General features: G+C 39.7%; 15 protein-coding genes. 1 reads left to right on the forward strand and 14 read right to left on the reverse strand.

The window, feature by feature from the left end; all coding sequences use genetic code 11:
* Window positions 1–12: 12 nt before the first annotated feature.
* From O2Q26_RS02720 to O2Q26_RS02735, 4 genes are all read right to left on the reverse strand, one after another.
* On the reverse strand, window positions 13–1,872 hold the full coding sequence (locus tag O2Q26_RS02720; RefSeq protein WP_289214454.1) for an LTA synthase family protein: 1,860 nt from the start codon (window positions 1,870–1,872) through the stop codon (window positions 13–15).
* A 222-nt stretch (window positions 1,873–2,094) separates the two neighbouring features.
* Entirely contained in the window at window positions 2,095–3,054 is a 960-nt protein-coding gene (locus O2Q26_RS02725) for an ROK family glucokinase (RefSeq protein WP_289214455.1), read from the reverse strand.
* The gene (locus O2Q26_RS02730) at window positions 3,051–3,269 is read right to left on the reverse strand and encodes a YqgQ family protein (protein ID WP_289214456.1); all 219 of its coding nucleotides are present in this window, start codon (window positions 3,267–3,269) and stop codon (window positions 3,051–3,053) included. The genes O2Q26_RS02725 and O2Q26_RS02730 overlap by 4 nt, the downstream gene beginning before the upstream one ends.
* Window positions 3,270–3,332: 63 nt before the next feature.
* Window positions 3,333–4,787: a spore germination protein gene (locus O2Q26_RS02735; RefSeq protein ID WP_289214457.1), complete on the reverse strand. Its 1,455-nt coding sequence runs from the start codon at window positions 4,785–4,787 to the stop codon at window positions 3,333–3,335.
* A 135-nt stretch (window positions 4,788–4,922) separates the two neighbouring features.
* Between O2Q26_RS02735 and O2Q26_RS02740 the strand changes: the two genes are divergently transcribed.
* A complete protein-coding gene (locus O2Q26_RS02740; protein WP_390216504.1) occupies window positions 4,923–5,789 on the forward strand; it encodes a hypothetical protein in 867 nt (288 codons plus the stop codon).
* On the opposite strand, the gene O2Q26_RS02745 is transcribed toward O2Q26_RS02740, so the two are convergent.
* From O2Q26_RS02745 to O2Q26_RS02790, 10 genes are all read right to left on the reverse strand, one after another.
* Window positions 5,773–7,311 (reverse strand): rhomboid family intramembrane serine protease, encoded by a 1,539-nt coding sequence (locus tag O2Q26_RS02745; RefSeq protein ID WP_289214459.1) that lies wholly within the window; start codon window positions 7,309–7,311, stop codon window positions 5,773–5,775. The two genes, O2Q26_RS02740 and O2Q26_RS02745, sit on opposite strands and share 17 nt — an antisense overlap.
* A gap of 368 nt (window positions 7,312–7,679) precedes the next feature.
* Complete coding sequence (gene yqgO / locus O2Q26_RS02750) at window positions 7,680–7,862, reverse strand: protein YqgO (RefSeq protein WP_289214460.1); 183 nt, start codon at window positions 7,860–7,862, stop codon at window positions 7,680–7,682.
* A gap of 75 nt (window positions 7,863–7,937) precedes the next feature.
* A complete protein-coding gene (locus O2Q26_RS02755; protein WP_289214461.1) occupies window positions 7,938–8,519 on the reverse strand; it encodes a 5-formyltetrahydrofolate cyclo-ligase in 582 nt (193 codons plus the stop codon).
* A gap of 54 nt (window positions 8,520–8,573) precedes the next feature.
* A complete protein-coding gene (gene rpmG, locus O2Q26_RS02760; RefSeq protein ID WP_253934306.1) occupies window positions 8,574–8,723 on the reverse strand; it encodes a 50S ribosomal protein L33 in 150 nt (49 codons plus the stop codon).
* A gap of 801 nt (window positions 8,724–9,524) precedes the next feature.
* Window positions 9,525–10,184: a phosphate signaling complex protein PhoU gene (phoU, locus tag O2Q26_RS02765; protein WP_289214462.1), complete on the reverse strand. Its 660-nt coding sequence runs from the start codon at window positions 10,182–10,184 to the stop codon at window positions 9,525–9,527.
* 24 nt (window positions 10,185–10,208) lie between these two features.
* Window positions 10,209–10,964 (reverse strand): phosphate ABC transporter ATP-binding protein PstB, encoded by a 756-nt coding sequence (pstB, locus tag O2Q26_RS02770; protein WP_390216586.1) that lies wholly within the window; start codon window positions 10,962–10,964, stop codon window positions 10,209–10,211.
* 116 nt (window positions 10,965–11,080) lie between these two features.
* Complete coding sequence (pstA, locus tag O2Q26_RS02775; protein WP_289214463.1) at window positions 11,081–11,959, reverse strand: phosphate ABC transporter permease PstA; 879 nt, start codon at window positions 11,957–11,959, stop codon at window positions 11,081–11,083.
* On the reverse strand, window positions 11,959–12,906 hold the full coding sequence (gene pstC / locus O2Q26_RS02780; protein ID WP_289214464.1) for a phosphate ABC transporter permease subunit PstC: 948 nt from the start codon (window positions 12,904–12,906) through the stop codon (window positions 11,959–11,961). Before pstC ends, pstA begins: the two co-directional genes overlap by 1 nt.
* Before the next feature lie 71 nt (window positions 12,907–12,977).
* Window positions 12,978–13,967, reverse strand: coding sequence for a PstS family phosphate ABC transporter substrate-binding protein (locus O2Q26_RS02785; RefSeq protein WP_289214465.1), 990 nt, complete (start codon window positions 13,965–13,967; stop codon window positions 12,978–12,980).
* 340 nt (window positions 13,968–14,307) lie between these two features.
* A complete protein-coding gene (locus O2Q26_RS02790; protein ID WP_289214466.1) occupies window positions 14,308–16,473 on the reverse strand; it encodes a peptidoglycan D,D-transpeptidase FtsI family protein in 2,166 nt (721 codons plus the stop codon).
* Between the last annotated feature and the right edge of the window lie 35 nt (window positions 16,474–16,508).

Genomic DNA, 16,508 nt, shown 5'->3' on the forward strand with positions numbered 1-16,508 from the left:
CACGACCCTATGTTAATCAAAATCATAAAAGCGGAATAGATCACCATATATAATATCATCCGAGTATTGTAATTCTTTATCTACCTTCTCCCTAACGGGAGCACAAGCTTCTTCCTCTGGATCAACTTCTTCTCCGGACTCCCTGTCATAACAGATGCCATCCGTAAAGATGTGATCATCGCTGACAAAACTGCCATCACGCATTGCGATAAATCCTTTTCTCTCGTCTGCGAACATATCTGTTCCAAAGGTTAAATCATTCTTATCCTCGATACCTAATAAATTGAGTAAGGTCGGTTTGACATCTATCTGACCTACAACCTCATCCCGTACACCACCATCTTCATATCCTGGAATATGGATCATAAAAGGTACTCTCTGCTGTTGGATATGCTCATATCCATCAATCTCTTTACCGATAAATTCGCCCATTGCTTTATTATGAAATTCACTAATCCCGTAATGGTCGCCCATGAGGACTATAATCGAATCCTCGTATAAACCAGCTTCTTTCAACTCCTCAAAAAATTCTGCTACCGCCTCATCAGTATATCGTGCGGTCTGGAAGGAATCGTTCAAGGTTGTTGAACCCGAGTCGTATTTATCTATATTCGCTTTATCTTCGGGTAACTCAAACGGGAAGTGGTGAGTTAACGTAATAAATTTACTGTAAAATGGCTGGTCCTGCTCTTTTAGATAAGGTATCGATTGTTCGAAAAACGCTTTATCTTCAAGACCCCAGCCAAATGAATTCTCTGGTGTTTCCTCATAGGATTCGTCTCCGTAAAACTCATCGTACGCAATATTGTCGTACATGACATCACGATTCCAGAAGCTTTTGTTGTTAGCATGAAATACGCTTGTTTCATAATCACTTTTATTGAGCATCTCCGGCAGTGCATGATAATCATTTTGTGCATGGGTGAAGTAGACTGAGCCACGATCAAGGGGATAGAGAGAATTCTCTACGATAAACTCCGAGTCAGAAGTTTTGCCTTGTGCCGTCTGATGATAAAAATTTTCGAACCATATGGTCTCCTGTCCCTCTTTTAGATCATTGAGGAAAGGAGTTGTTTCCGTACCGTTGATTTCAGAATCGATAAGATAATTCTGAAAGGATTCAATACTGACAAAAATTACGTTCTTGCCCTCTGCCGCTCCAAACATTTCTGACGGTTCCTTTGACCCCGTTTCGTTCTTCATATACGATTCAATGTCACCGATCTGACTGTCATCAGCAAATACACGCTGGGCTTTAGTCTTCGTATGCATCGTCGCGTCATAGATATGATAGTTGTAAATACCGATATTCTTTACTAAATATTCTCGGTCGAAAGCTCGAACAAACAGCATAGGACGCTCGATTTCTGCTAGTACGACGTTGCCGGCAAGCAATAGAAAGGTTACGGCAGTCGCGGCAATTTTTGCATGCTTAGTAAAGCGTACGGCCATTTCGTCAGTTTTTTTACTTAAAATCCAAACAATGATGACATCTAATAAAAGAAAAACATCTCCCCAATGAATCAGTGTCAAAAGACTGGATCCTAAATCTGCTGCATTATTCCCTTGAAATAGAACAGGAATCGTTATGAAGTCAGTGAAATTCCTGTAAAAGACTAAATTCAAATATATAATTATCGTCCCTATAACTGCCGTCCATCGAAGGTATTTCATTTGATTCTTAGGTTTCAGCCAAACGCTGATCGCAAATATTAAATAAGCGCTGGCAAGCGGGTTAACGAATAATATAAACTCCTGCATCAAGTTCTCTATGGACATATCAAACATAAAACGATAAACAAAGTATGTTTTTAGACCAAAGAGAAAAGATGCAACAACAAATAAAGGGGTGCTCAATTTGTTGAACTGCATGGTGTTTTCCTCCTCAACCCTACAATGAATAATAGGGTACTGCCTCTATAATAATTGACAAGCGACCTGTAAACTAAACAAGTCCCTCTAATATGACGAATATATTACCACAAAAGTTTCATTAACAGAAGTTAAATTCATTGAATGGACCCTTTCATTATATGTGTCCTCCTCACTAATTCATTAAAAAAAAGCCAAATGAATGGCTTTTTAATTATAGACTCATTGCTCATTAGAATATTGTTTTACTAAAGAAGCTCCCCCGATAACGCCTGCGTCATTTCCTAATTCTGCAAGTTCAAAAACACAAGCTTCTGCTGCTCTAGGCAGGCAGTGTTTTGAATATGCATCTTTTAATGGTTGAAGCAGCTGATCTCCTGCTTGAGAGACTCCTCCACCCAAAACTATTTTATTCGGATTTACAGCGACGGTTAAGTTGGCAAGCGCAAGCCCAAGTGTCTCGGTAACATCGGATAGTATTTGCTGGGCTGCTATGTCTCCCTGCTTAGCTGTTACAAACACATCTTTTGCTGTGATTTCCTTAATAGAAGACAAGGCCGAATGAGGTTCTTTAACAATAGCTTCTTTTGCTTTTCGCACGATAGCTGTGGCCGAAGTCTCTGTTTCAAGACAGCCTGACCTTCCACAATTACAAGGGGCTCCCCCTGTCGTTTTAACGGTTACATGTCCGATCTCCCCGGCTGTTCCGTTAGCTCCGTTTAAAATTTCGCCATTTGCTATGATTCCTCCACCTACTCCCGTCCCTAGCGTCACTGCTATCAAGTTCTTAACACCACGGCCAGCTCCTAACCAATTCTCTCCTAGTGCAGCCAAGTTCGCGTCATTATCCACCCAAACATTCAAACCAGTCAGCTGCTTTAATTCAACTCCGAAATCAAAATGCTTCCACCCGATATTTATTGCTTCGTTGATGTAGCCCGTACTTGAATCAACAAAACCCGGTGCCCCAGCTCCGATTCCAAGTATGGACGACTTATGTAAGTTTAATTCTTCTAATGTATTATCAATAGTTATGTTTATGTCTCTCGTAATATGCTTTCCTCGTTCACTGGTATCCGTAGGTATTTCCCATTTCTTCACGATTTCCCCTTCAGTAGAAATGACGGCCAATTTGATCGTTGTCCCTCCAACGTCAGCTCCGATGCAATACTTCTCACTCATTTACGTAATCTCCCCTTTTGTTTATCTGTTAATACTGTAATTTCGCTTCTTAAAATTAGAATAGCCATTTGATAATCATCTTGTGTCATGCACTGCGATTGATAAAGTTCTTGAATTTCCTGTTCCATAAGTTCAAGCTCAGCTAATCGATCTCCGATATAAATGAAAGTACCGAATTTTTTTAATAGTTGTTGCACGTCATATACTGTTCTCATTTTCATCACCTCCTCTATTATACCAATCAAAATAATAATTGAAAACGTTTAAAACCCTGCCGTTTAACGGTCAGGGTCTTTAGGATGAAGAAAAGCAGGCCTTCGGTTCTTTAAAGGAATAGGAGACCTTATGAAAATATCTCTGAAAGCACGTAGCGAAAATGGCATGAACGGCCATAAATAAGGTGTTTTAAATGTCTGCATATGAGCAAGGTAAAGAATCCAAATGGTAATTCCTATAATATAACCTTTTAAACCAAACATTCCAGTTACCAGCAGCAAAGCTATTCTTGAGATTCGATCAGCCAGACCGATTTCATAACTAGGAGTAGCGAACGTACCAATAGCCGCAATCGAAAGGTATAAGACGACTTCGATAGAGAACAATCCCACATCTACAGCTACCTGTCCAATTAGGATGGCTGCTACTAGACCCAAAGCTGTAGCTAATGAAGATGGTGTATGAATGGCCGCCATACGCAGCAGATCTATTCCAATTTCAGCAATTAAAAATTGTAATAGTAAAGGAATCATACCAGTATCTTCTGGACCGATAAAAGATAAACTAACCGGTAGTAAATCCGGCTCTATCGAAAACAAGTAATATAGAGGCAATAAAAATAACGAGGCAAACAAACCGATGAACCTTACCCATCGCAAATATGCGCCAACCAATGGTTTCTGACGGTACTCTTCAGCATGCTGCATATGGTGCCAGAACGTTGCCGGAGTAATCATCACGCTTGGAGAACCATCAATGATGATTAAAATATGTCCTTCATATAAGTGAGCGGCCGCTGTATCTGGGCGCTCGGTATACCGGATAACCGGATACGGATTCCAGTGCTGCCCGCTGATGTATTCCTCCACCGTTTTCTCTGCCATAGGAAGGGCATCCGTATCGATCTCATTAAGTACCCGCCGTAAGTGACTGATTCGATCGTCATCTGCTATATCTTTGATGTAGCATAAGCACACATCTGTTTGTGATCTTCTTCCTATTTGAATATATTCCATCCGTAAAGAACGATCTCTTATACGTCTTCTCGTTAAAGCTGTATTAAATACTATCGTCTCAACATAACCGTCTCTTGAGCCCCTTACGACACGTTCCAAATCCGGCTCTTCAGGTCCTCTGACCGGATAAGTGCGAGCATCGATTAAAATAATTTCATCGACACCTTCTACAACGAGGGCTGTTGGGCCAGCTAAGACTGTATCTCCTGCTTTATTTAAATCATCAACCTTATCGAGCTCTACGTAAGAAATATATGTTTTCAACAATTTATCCAGGGGATCTGTCTCTAACTCTTCAGGGTTTAATCTTGAAAGCAGCCTCATTAAATAGTGTAGTATTTCATCTTTAACAAAACCATCAACCATAAATAAGGACATTTTTCTATTGGCATAAAACAAATCCAAATGAATCATATCAAAACTTTGATCGACACCTAAGTAATCTTTCAAGTAATCTACATTCTTCTCATAACTTTCAAACATCGGCTGCTTTTTTTCCATCCTAAATCCCCCTCAAGCTTATGAACGTTAGGATTTACTAATTGGCTGAAAACATACATCCCTAAAGATTTCTATAAATTAAAAGCATGTCTTCCCCTTTTTCAACATACTTGTATTACATAGCACAAAAAGGGGATGCTCACATTGAAACTTGCCTGGATTGTCATATGTACAAGTCTTACCGCTATTTTATTTACTTATTTTTTTATAGAATCCCGGGATGAATCTGTCATCAAATACTTTCCTGCTGATGAAGAACAGTCATTTGAATCTGCGAACACTACCCTTTCATTCCTATCAGGAGAGGGCAATGATGAATATGAAATCGGCTGGGAACTATCCTCTCGTTCTCCTCAATCTGTTTACTTGCGACAGGACGTTTCTCTATTGTATGTAAACGGAAGGCTTAAGGGAGTCGTTAACAAGTGGAAGGAAAATGCTCAGGAAATCAACAAACGTTCTACGCTTCACGGAGAAGATACACAAAAATATGAAGCAATTTCCTTCCACCACGGAGAAATTCATAAAAACAGCGATACGATTAACAGTATTCAAGAAACCACAAGAGATAGACTATATATCATAGACTCCCCCCACTCCAATCGGATTGCTTTTCATGACCCTCAAACAGATGAAGAGAAAACGTGGAAAAATAAACTCGACCACTCTATCAAACAGCAGCTTGAAGCCCAATGGGACGAGCTTTTAACTCATTATCAAATCCCTGAAGGAGCATACGAAAAGGTTCCTCTCACCAAGCTTCCAGCTTTCGATGAAGAGAACCCTTTTCCCTATACTTCCAAAGAAAATTACAAAAGAATATCAGGACAACTATGGGAGGGATTGTACAGAAATTACATTTTAGGTATAAAAGATACACACTCGAAGCATCCGATTCAAAGCTACATCCCTTTATTGTTATTTGATAAAAATGGCAAGCACCTTATGGTCCTTTATGAAGATGATGCAGGAGAGAAGCACCAGCTTATTCAATATTATTGAGTTCATCTGATAAATCCTGAAAATTTTCATTATCAGGCTGAAGACGCGCAGCTTCGGCTGCGTGAGTTCGAGCTTCATTTAATTCTTCCTCCGTCTGGTGAATCAAAGCTAAGTTATAGTGAGCTTCTGCCATACCAGGCTGGAGCTCTACTACTCGTTCTAAATCAGCTTTAGCAAAAGCTAGTTCATCAACCCTTGAATAAGCGTAAGACCGGTTAAACAAAAGTTCTGCTTCATATTCATCTGGATTTGTGACTGCTGTCGTTGTAACCTCTATAGCTCTATCGTACTCTTCTTGTTGAATAAGCTCCTGAGAGATCTGCAGCTGCGCTGCTGCATAGTCTCCGCCTTCATCATTCCTTATCCCTATCGCTGCCATTAGACTAACAAGCGCGATATATATCAAAACTCCTGCCAAGCGGCTGCTTTTACCGGGAATTCTCGGTAATGCTGTAATCATGGAGGCGATGAACCCACCAACTAACCCACCAAGGTGCGCACTGTTATCAACTTGTGGTACAACGATACCAAATGCAATGTTGATCCCAATGATAATTAATAAATTATAACCCATAGTCTGAAAAAATAATCGTCTATTCTTCAATCCAAAATAAAGCAAAGCGCCGAATAAACCGAAAATGGCACCAGATGCCCCTGCAGCCACTTGTGGATTCATCATGAAGCTGGCCAGTCCGCCAAAAACACCTGCTAAAAAGTAGATAAAAATAAACCTTATGGAACCGTATATCCTTTCCACAGCCGTTCCTAAATAAAAGAGGGCAAGCATATTCATCAGCAAGTGGACAGCACCAATATGAAGGAACATAGAACTGACGATCCTCCACCATTCACCCTCGATAATCGCGGGGTTGAATTTAGCTCCATACTCAATTAACGTCAATACAGACGTACTATCTCCCTGCCACTCCATTAAACCGAATATAATAAAGTTCACTACCAAAAGGATTATCGTAAAGAATAGTTTTCCTTGTGAAAAGATCTGCTCATTTTCTTTTTGCTTTTTCTTTCTCAAGGTATGAAGCTGCTGCTTTAAATATAGAGACTGGCTTTCATATTCTACTTCATCTAAGTGATCAGGGAACACCGGCCGCTCCACTTGCAGCGTCTCATATAATCTGCCGCCGTCACTTTCTTTTTCTTTATCATCTAAGTAAAATATATTCACTTTCTGGATATTTCGATTTGTCGCTATGTCTAGACTTTCCCACTCATCAACTGGGGGAAACTCCGACACATATACATAATGCAGATCCATTTTCCCTCCCCGAAACAGTTGGGAATTCTGCTTGATCTGTGCCTGCACGTAGTCGATATCCCTCTTTAATTGATTTTTCCAATTGAAAACTTCGTGGATCAGTCTGACGACATGCCATTTTCCTTTATCTTCTTTCTCAAGCCAGATTTCACTTTTTTCTTTATTCATATATAAAATATGAAATTGATGGTTTGCAACTAAATGATAGGAGAGCTTCCACAGAAAGTATTCTTGTTTAATATACATAGCGTGTCCCCCTGTTCTTACAATGATCATACCATGATAAAATGACCTTTATCCAAAATAGAGAATTAAATAACTGTAGAAAAAGCGGGTGAACAGTTGTGTTCTGCACTTAGAATATTGGGAACTGGAAAGCAGCTCATATTCGCATCACTTTTCACCGTAGGAGTATGCTCAAGGCAGGGGAAATCAAGTACACCCCTGCAGCATCTGATGTCCGGTGAGAGTCTGCAGGTCAGAGAGCAATAGAGTAAGCTCAACGACACTGCTAAAAAAGGGAATGTTTCTTCATCACTGGTCCTTTAACCACAGCAGAACCAACTTCTACTTTCTCGCCACTCTAAAAAAACTACCATAAAGTATGGTAGTTTTCATGAATGGAACATTTGACCGAGAAATTTTTTTCTGATAAAAGGAACACGCATAACAGAACGCACAGCTATCTTCCTTGCTAAAGGAATAGATGAAAGCAGACGAAAGAGCCGGTATCGATAGCCATAACCTAGACCTACAACAGGAAGCAGAGACATGAACACTATAATACTCTTTTTCATTAAAGACCCTCCAAATGCGAATCATGTTCATGAATAGGCTTCACAATAATCACTTCATCTATTCAAAAGTAAACATCATCCTTCATTTAAAGAACTATGTATATCGGTTAGACCATTTTCTGTAATCAAGTAATGGACAGGCACATCATAGGATTCTGTCGGTACTTCATCTACTAACTGTTTTTTTGCTAATATCGACAAAGACACTCCGTTATAGTCCTTCAAAAAACGATCATAGAACCCGCCGCCGTATCCGATTCTGAATCCTTTCCTATCATAAATCAAGCCCGGAACAATTACTAACTGGATATCGTCTTTACTGACAGGTACGGTCAACTCTGGCGAAGGTTCCTTCAGACCATAGTACACCGTTTCCAGCTGGGTAAAATCCTTAAGTTTATAAAAAGTCATCTTTTTCGTAATGGGATCACACTTAGGAACAACCGGCTGTTTCCCAGTGCTCCAGGCTTCTTCAATAATTGTATAAGTATCCCATTCGTGTGAAAACGAAACGGTGAGAGCGACAGTTTCAGCTTCCGCCCATTGTTTACTTTGAAGAAGTTCTTCATGTAAACGGCTTTCTATAGACTGTTTCTCATGTTGATCCATAGCTTTTAATAACAGCTTTCCTTTTTCTCTTAACAGCTTTTTCTCCATAAACACAGCCTCCATATTTGTATAAAAAAAACAGCAGGAGTAAAATCCCGCTGTTTATTTAGTCTCGCGATGAAGCGTATGCTTTGCTAAGCGTGGGCTATATTTCTTAAGCTCAATACGCTCTGGGTTAGTACGCTTATTTTTTGTAGTAATATAATTACGATCACCAGTTTCAGTGCAAGCAAGTGTAACGTTTACACGCATGGTTTATCCCTCCAAATCATGATTCATTTCACTGTCTTTATCCACATAATCAGACTTTATAATCTTATCAAAACTCTGCGCTGCTTTCAAGTATGTAAATCAAATAGAAGAAAATAACGTAGAATACGTCAAAGTATTATATTATAAATGGATGTGAGAAAGTACAAAATGATAACAGCTATAACATCTTTATCGTATATTGGAATTGTCCTCTTTATATTATTTGCGACCGTATAAATGGTTTGGAAGATCAAGTGGAACATAAAAGATAAATATCAAGTAAAGAAAAAGCTGAACGTCTTCGAAGAAGAATTATTATCCGGAAACCTAACTAAAGCCTAACCGGCAAAACAGCATCGTCAAACTCCTTCTTTGACCCAGAGGATTCAAAGCATGTATCAATGTAGTTATTCTGTGGAAAGGATTGCTAGAGACACCCATTAAGCGAAGCAGAAGTAGAATATTCCTTACAACAGCGCAGCAAGGGTATGAAGCAGCCCCTGCTCTTTTTTCATTGGCCTGCTTTTAAGCACGGCAATTATAGGCGTATTTTATAGGTTGGAGCCGGCACAGGAAGTTGAATGAAGCCAGGAAGGCTGTTTAAACATCCTTTCCTGGCTTTTATAATACCAACGTTCATATCACCGTTGTTTCCCTGCCCCCCTACATTTTAATCAGCAGCGAAACCACAGCTGGGGATGGAGTGTTCAACTCATCTTTTTTAAACTTTTGTGCAATTTTCTTTCCAAAGAATGCTTTAAAATAGAAGGCACTGATTTGCAACCAGTGCCTTCCTAAAAATTAATTATTCAAGTCAACGTTTTTACCTTTGACAAGGTATAAAACATGCTCACCTATATTCGTTATATGATCAGCAAATCTTTCTATATAACGTGCCGTATAGGCCATTTGCATAATATGCTGGATCTGTTCAGGATTAATCGCCGTGCTCTCAAGCAATTGTTTGACAACTCCACCATACATTTCGTCAATTTCATCATCCAAAGTGGCCAGCTTTCTTGCAAGACTTATATCCTCATACTCGAAAGCTTTAACCGCTAGATCAACCATATCCATAGCAAGAACCGCCATTTCTCTTAGTTGAGGATGAATATTAATGTCATGGTCTTCCCCAAGGTGAATCGCTGCTTTCACGATATTTTTCGTATGATCAGCCATCCTCTCGAGATCAGACGATATTTTAATTGCCGCTATTAAACGTCTTAAATCAGTGGCGACAGGCTGCTGTTTGGCAATCATTAAAATCGCTTCTTCATTGATCTCAATTTCTTTTTTATCAATCGCCTTGTCATCTTCAATAAGCTGTTTGGCCTGCTCGATATCCCCATTGTATAGAATGAAAATGGAACGGTGGAGCGCTTCTTTTACCTCTAATGACATTTCGTTAATATGGTTTTTTATTTTGTTTAACTCTTGTTCAAACTGTACTCTTATCGGCATTGCAAACATCCTTTCAAATAGAGATTAACCGAAACGCCCTGTAATATAATCTTCTGTACGTTTATCATCAGGATTTTGGAACAGCTTATTAGTATCCGCGTATTCAATAAGTTCTCCATTCAAAAAGAAAGCTGTGTTATCGGATATTCTGGCTGCCTGCTGCATGTTATGAGTAACAATGACAATGCTGTATTTTTTCTTCAGTTCCTGGACAAGCTCTTCTACTTTTAAAGTAGAGATCGGGTCCAATGCAGAAGTTGGTTCATCCATAAGAATGACATCCGGCTCTACTGCAAGCGCTCTTGCGATACAAACGCGCTGCTGCTGGCCGCCTGATAAGCTATAGGCATTTTCATTCAACCGATCCTTTAATTCATCCCAAATTGCGGCATCTTTTAAACTCTTTTCTACGATTTGATCTAAGATCGCTCTTTTCTTGATGCCGTGTACCCTCGGTCCATAAGCAACATTATCATAAACGGATTTTGGGAAGGGGTTAGGTTTTTGGAAAACCATCCCTACTTTTGTCCTTAAATATTCGACAGTCAGCTTATCTTTATAAATGTTTTGATCATTATATTTTATAGTACCGGAAGTTTTGACGCTCGGCACCATTTCAACCATTCTGTTCAATGCCTTCAAGTACGTAGACTTTCCACACCCGGAAGGTCCGATAATAGCTGTTACTTGATTCTGAGGTATTTGCATGCTGATTTCGTATAATGCCTGATTGGAGCCATACCATAAATTCAAATTTTCTACTTCGAAAACACTTTTCATTGGACCTTTGTTCATTTCTTGCTGTCTTGCAGGACTTACTTTGATATTGCTTCCGCTCTCTGACGATTTTCTTTTCTCTTGTAGTTTACTCATAGTGAAATCCTCCCCATCCAAGTTTAGAAACGTTTCTGAAATTTATTTCTTACTAATACTGCAATAGAGTTCATAATTAACAATATAGCCAGCAGCACAATGATACCTGCGCCTGCTACATACTGCCATTCATCTTGCGGGCGAGCCGTCCAGTTGTATATTTGAATAGGCATGGCTGTATATTTCGAAAGTAATGAATCGGGTAGTGTATAGATGGCTGCAGCGGCCCCCACTATAATGAGTGGTGCTGTCTCTCCGATCGCACGGGATAACGCTATAATCGTTCCTGTAAGAATACCAGGAAGCGCTGCAGGTAGTGTAACTCTGGCAATTGTTTGCCACTTTGTAGCACCCATTCCGTATGAGGCTTCTTTAACTTCATTCGGTACAGAACGCAGCGCTTCTTGTGAAGCAACAACAATAATAGGCAGAATAAGGAGGGCCATGGTTAAGCCTCCAGCCAAGAGTCGATAACCTATACTGAACATGTACACAAAAAATGTTAATCCTAACAGACCATAAACGATGGACGGTACACCCGCTAAATTTTGGATGTTAATACGGATGATATCTGCAATTTTGTTTTTTGGTGCATATTCCTCTAAATACAGAGAGGTGGCAACACCTATAATAATAGAAACAACGGCTACGATGACCATCAGCCATATTGATCCTATTAAACCGGCCCATATTCCTGCATCTTCAAATGATGGAGAAGGCAGGCTGGTAATAAAGTCGAGACTTAGATAGCCTAATCCTTGAGTCAGTACACGGTAAAATAATAGAGCTAGTACGATAAGACCCACCAGGGTGGCCCCCAGGAAAAGAGTTCTCATCCCCTTATTAAGCCACACTCTATTATTCACTTTTTTTTGTAAGTTTCCAGCGTTCTTTTCAAACATTAATACTCCTCCCTAAACCTATGCGAGATGTATTGAGCGATTAAATTCATGACTAAAGTCAGAATAAATAATGTCATCCCAACGGCATATAAACTATAATAGATGTCTGATCCGAAACTTGTATCTCCCGTAGCAGCCTGAACGATGAAAGCAGTCATCGACTGTACGGATTCTGTAGGATCCATTGTAAGGTTCGGAGTTGCGCCAGCTGCTATAGTCACAATCATTGTTTCACCAATCGCCCTAGATACCGCTAAAACAATAGAAGCAACAATTCCAGAGAAAGCCGCAGGCAGTACTACTTTAATGACAACCTCTAGTTTAGTTGAGCCTAGACCGTACGCGCCTTCACGCAGCGAATTAGGAACAGCATTCATAGCATCTTCGGAAAGCGAGGCAATCATAGGGATAATCATTACTCCTACTACGATACCTGCGCTTAAAGCATTAAAGATACCTAGTCCAGGAATAAAGGATTGAAGTATAGGAGTTACAAAGGTCAAAGCGAAGTAACCGTAAACGACGGTGGGAATGCCAGCCAAAACCTCTAAAATAGGTTTAATGACTCTTCTCACACGATCATCAGCATACTCACTCAAAAATATGGCAGACATAAGTCCAATAGGTACAGCTACTACTGCAGCCACCACTGTAATTAATAGAGTACCTCCTATAAGTGGAAGCACACCAAACTCACCTGACCACGGGCTCCATGAGCTACCGGTATAAAATTCTACTAAAGAAGTATCGGAGAAAAAGCCAATCGATTCTCTTAATAGTGTAAAAACTATTCCAAATGTCGTTAAAATACTTACACTAGCACAAAGAAACAAAAAGACAGGAATAATTTTTTCTATGATGTTACCAGTCATTCTATTTTTTCGTTTATCTTCAATTAAAGTTTGGACATTTAACTCTTTTCCCTCATTATTCAAAAGTTGGTCCATGATTATACTCCTCTCATCCAAAAGGCAAAGTGAGGCCTCTTAGCGGCCCCACCTCCTTTTTGTTTTCAGAATTACTCTTCTATCCAGCCTTCTACTTCTTCAATCTGCTCTTGATACTGTTCTTCATTAAGTGAAACGTATCCTACTTGATCAGCTGCTTCACCAGCGTTTTCAAGAGTGAATTTTACAAAATCTGCAACTTGAGGCTTCTCTTTTAGAGAATCAAGGTTTACATATGTGAAAATCGGTCTTGATAGTGGAGCATAAGAACCATCTTGAATAGTTTCCCCATCTGGCTTCACAGCACCATCTCCATTGTCAATGCCTAGCACTTTCAAAGTATCCTGGTTAGCTTCATAGTAAGCATAGCCGAAAAATCCAATAGCATTCGGGTTACCTTCGATTCCACGTACAAGTGTGTTATCGTCCTCAGACAGTGTTGTATTTTCTCCTTCTTTCATCGGTTCTTCTTCTAAGATTACTTCATTAAAGTAATCAAATGTACCGGAATCATGACCAGGAGAGAAAATCTCAATTTGTTCTTCTGGCCACTCAGGGTTAATATCTGACCACATTTGAACATCAGATGAGTCAAGGAAAATTTCTCTTAGCTGTTCAGTAGTCAACTCTTCAACAAAGTCATTTTGCTGACTAACTACAACAGATAGTCCATCATAAGCAAGCTCTAATTCTTTTAATTCAATATCATTTTCTTCAGCGATCGCTTGCTCTTCTTCACTGATAGGACGAGAAGCATTACTTAAATCAATTTCCCCAACGGTAGATTTCTTGAATCCGCCACCAGATCCTGAACTGTTCAAAGCAGGCTCTGTTTCGGGGTGTTCTTGAGCATATTGTGCTGTAATTCCTTCCATAATAGGGAATACAGTAGAAGAACCATCAATGGCAATCGGTCCAGATACCTCTTCGCCTTCTGAATTGCCTTCTGAATTACCTTCTTCACCGCTTGCATCTTCCTCTTCAGATGATCCACATGCTGCAAGTACTCCGACTACTAAGATAAAAGCTAATAGTAGTGCTAATTGTTTTAAATTCTTCATTTTTCTCCCCCTAGTTCTCTAAGTGTTTGGATGATGGCTTGGCCAACTCACAATTTATATATTAAAGGGAGAGTTTTAAGGACATATGAAAGCAACGTAAAGGTTTTGTAAACCTAGTGATTTCTGTGTATAAAAAGCCCCAGCATCGACTTAATCAAGTGATTTCACAACTTCTTCGAACATTATCAAAGGCTTTTGAAGGGAAAAGAAGCTCCTAACTATCTATTCAAATAGCTATGTAAAATGTTGTTGTTTTTGTATAGCACTTACTCATACTGCCAAGGTAAAAGGAACAAACCCTTCTCTTAAAAAGAATAAAAAAAGAGCGATGCGCTATGCATCACTCTTCTTCATCTGACTGTTCTTCAGCAATTTCATCTTGCTCAGTCAATTCTTGATTTATTCCATTTTCATCTCGTTCTTTTTTTAACTCGAAATAAGCATCCATGATACGCCTGCCTATATCTCCATTGATGCTAGTGTTAGCATTTTCTCCTGTGTTAGGAGCAATCACAGAGAAAGCTACTTCGGGATCATCGTATGGTGCGTAGCCTACAAGCGTAAGGTTCAAAGTTTCTTCTGTTACTGGAGCACCTTTAGAATCTCTTACTATCTCTCCATTTTCATCTCTTTCAACAGCTGTTGATTGAGCTGTCCCTGTTTTTCCAGCCGCCTCGTAATCAGCGCCGCTGAAATAACCGCTCGCTGTTCCGCCTGGAAGAAAAACATCTCGGAACGCTTCTTGCACTCGATTGATATCTTCTTTATCCATTGTAATTTTGTTCATTACTTCAGTGTCATTTTTATTATACAGCGGACCTAATCCCTGTTCATCATAGCTAGGATTGTGAACCTCTTTAACGAATTTAGGACGTACTCTCTTTCCGCCGTTAGCAATTGTTGAAACATACTGATTCATCTGCATAGCCGTATAATTTCCATATTGACCGATCGTGTAATACAAAACATTACCAGGACTAGGGTTATCCGTACCTCTAAACCCGACAGCTTCATAAGGAAAGTCAATCCCAGTTTCTACGCCAAGTCCGAATTGGTTGAAATGGTATACTAATCTTTCCAATGTATCATCTTTTAATTGCAAAGATTGTCCTTCTTGATAGTTTCCTTCACCCATCCATATTGCAATATACGCCATATATATATTGGAAGACTTTTGCAGCGCTTGACGGTAATTTACAGTTCCAATACTAGAGGTATAAGAACTGAATTCAGGTGTTCCAGAGATTTTTATTGGTCGGTCATTCACTACTGTTGAAGGAGTTATTACACCTTCTTCAAGACCGGTCAGCACGGTTGCCCCTTTAACTGTTGAACCGGGTTCGTAAGCATTATAGACCGCCTGATAGCCTGCATCGGAAACCTTTTCCTCTCCACTTTCTCTATTTCGGTTATACTGTTTTCCAGAGACCGCCAGTACCTCTCCGTTATTTGGATCCGACATGACCACAATGGCGTTTTGCATGTGTCTGTTCGCCTGAGGTTCAGACTCTATGGCTTTAATTAATTCATCTTCAACAATATCATCTACTTTTTCCTGCAGCTCGATATCTAAAGAAAGCATAAGATCTTTCCCTCGGGAACCTTCTCTTACAACTTCCGTGTCGATGACATTGTTATCGCTATCCGTTGTATACTGCACTTTTTCTTTTGTACCTCGCAAAACGTCTTCATACTGTTGTTCTAACCCACTCGTGCCTACCCGGTCATTTCGACTGTAATCCAAAGACATGTAATATTCTTCTTCGTCACGAGGGATACCTTGATCACTTGTTGTGATCGATCCTACAAAGCTTCTGAAAGTATCATCATAAGGAAAGTCTCTGTCCCAATCTGACGTTACATTAATTCCAGGCAGTTCGGATAAATGCTCGGCGACAGTAGAATATTCTTCTTGAGAAATTTCAGCGTTTTTTACTACATGCGGAGATAACGTATACGCTTGATCTAATTCTTTTTTAATTGCGATGATTTCCTTCGTTTCGTCGTCCATTCCTTCAATTTCTTCTTCTTTTATGCTGTCCAATTGAGCCTGATAGACTTCCCCATTGTCTAAATCCGTGGTTTCTTCTTCAGATAACCGTCCTGTGACTTCTTCTTCGTTTTTCAGGAAAAAGTATTCCTTTAAATCACGTTCTGTCAATTGATCCTCGAATTCCATATCGATGTATTGGGCCAATGTTTCAGCAAGTTCCATCCGGTCTTCAGGCTGTACCCCTTTTGGAGGTGTATATGTAATAGAATGTAACGGAATGTTATTGACGAGCACCCGTCCATAACGGTCATACATTTCTCCTCTAGGTACAGGGATGGTGGTCGTTGTATTTTCCGTCCGATCTATCTTCTCCTGGGCAGATTCCCCTGTTAAAATTTGCACGACACCCAATTGCAGAATGAGGCCGGCAAACAATAAAAAAACGATAAAAAAGATTATGTTCAACCTTAAAGGCAGGTGTGATTTTTTTCTATAGCTTTTCTTCTTCCCCATGGGTTCCTCTCCCTTGTTACGTGAGTTTCCATGAT

Source organism: Halobacillus campisalis, from assembly GCF_030345335.1.
Lineage (GTDB): Bacteria > Bacillota > Bacilli > Bacillales > Halobacillaceae > Halobacillus_A > Halobacillus_A campisalis.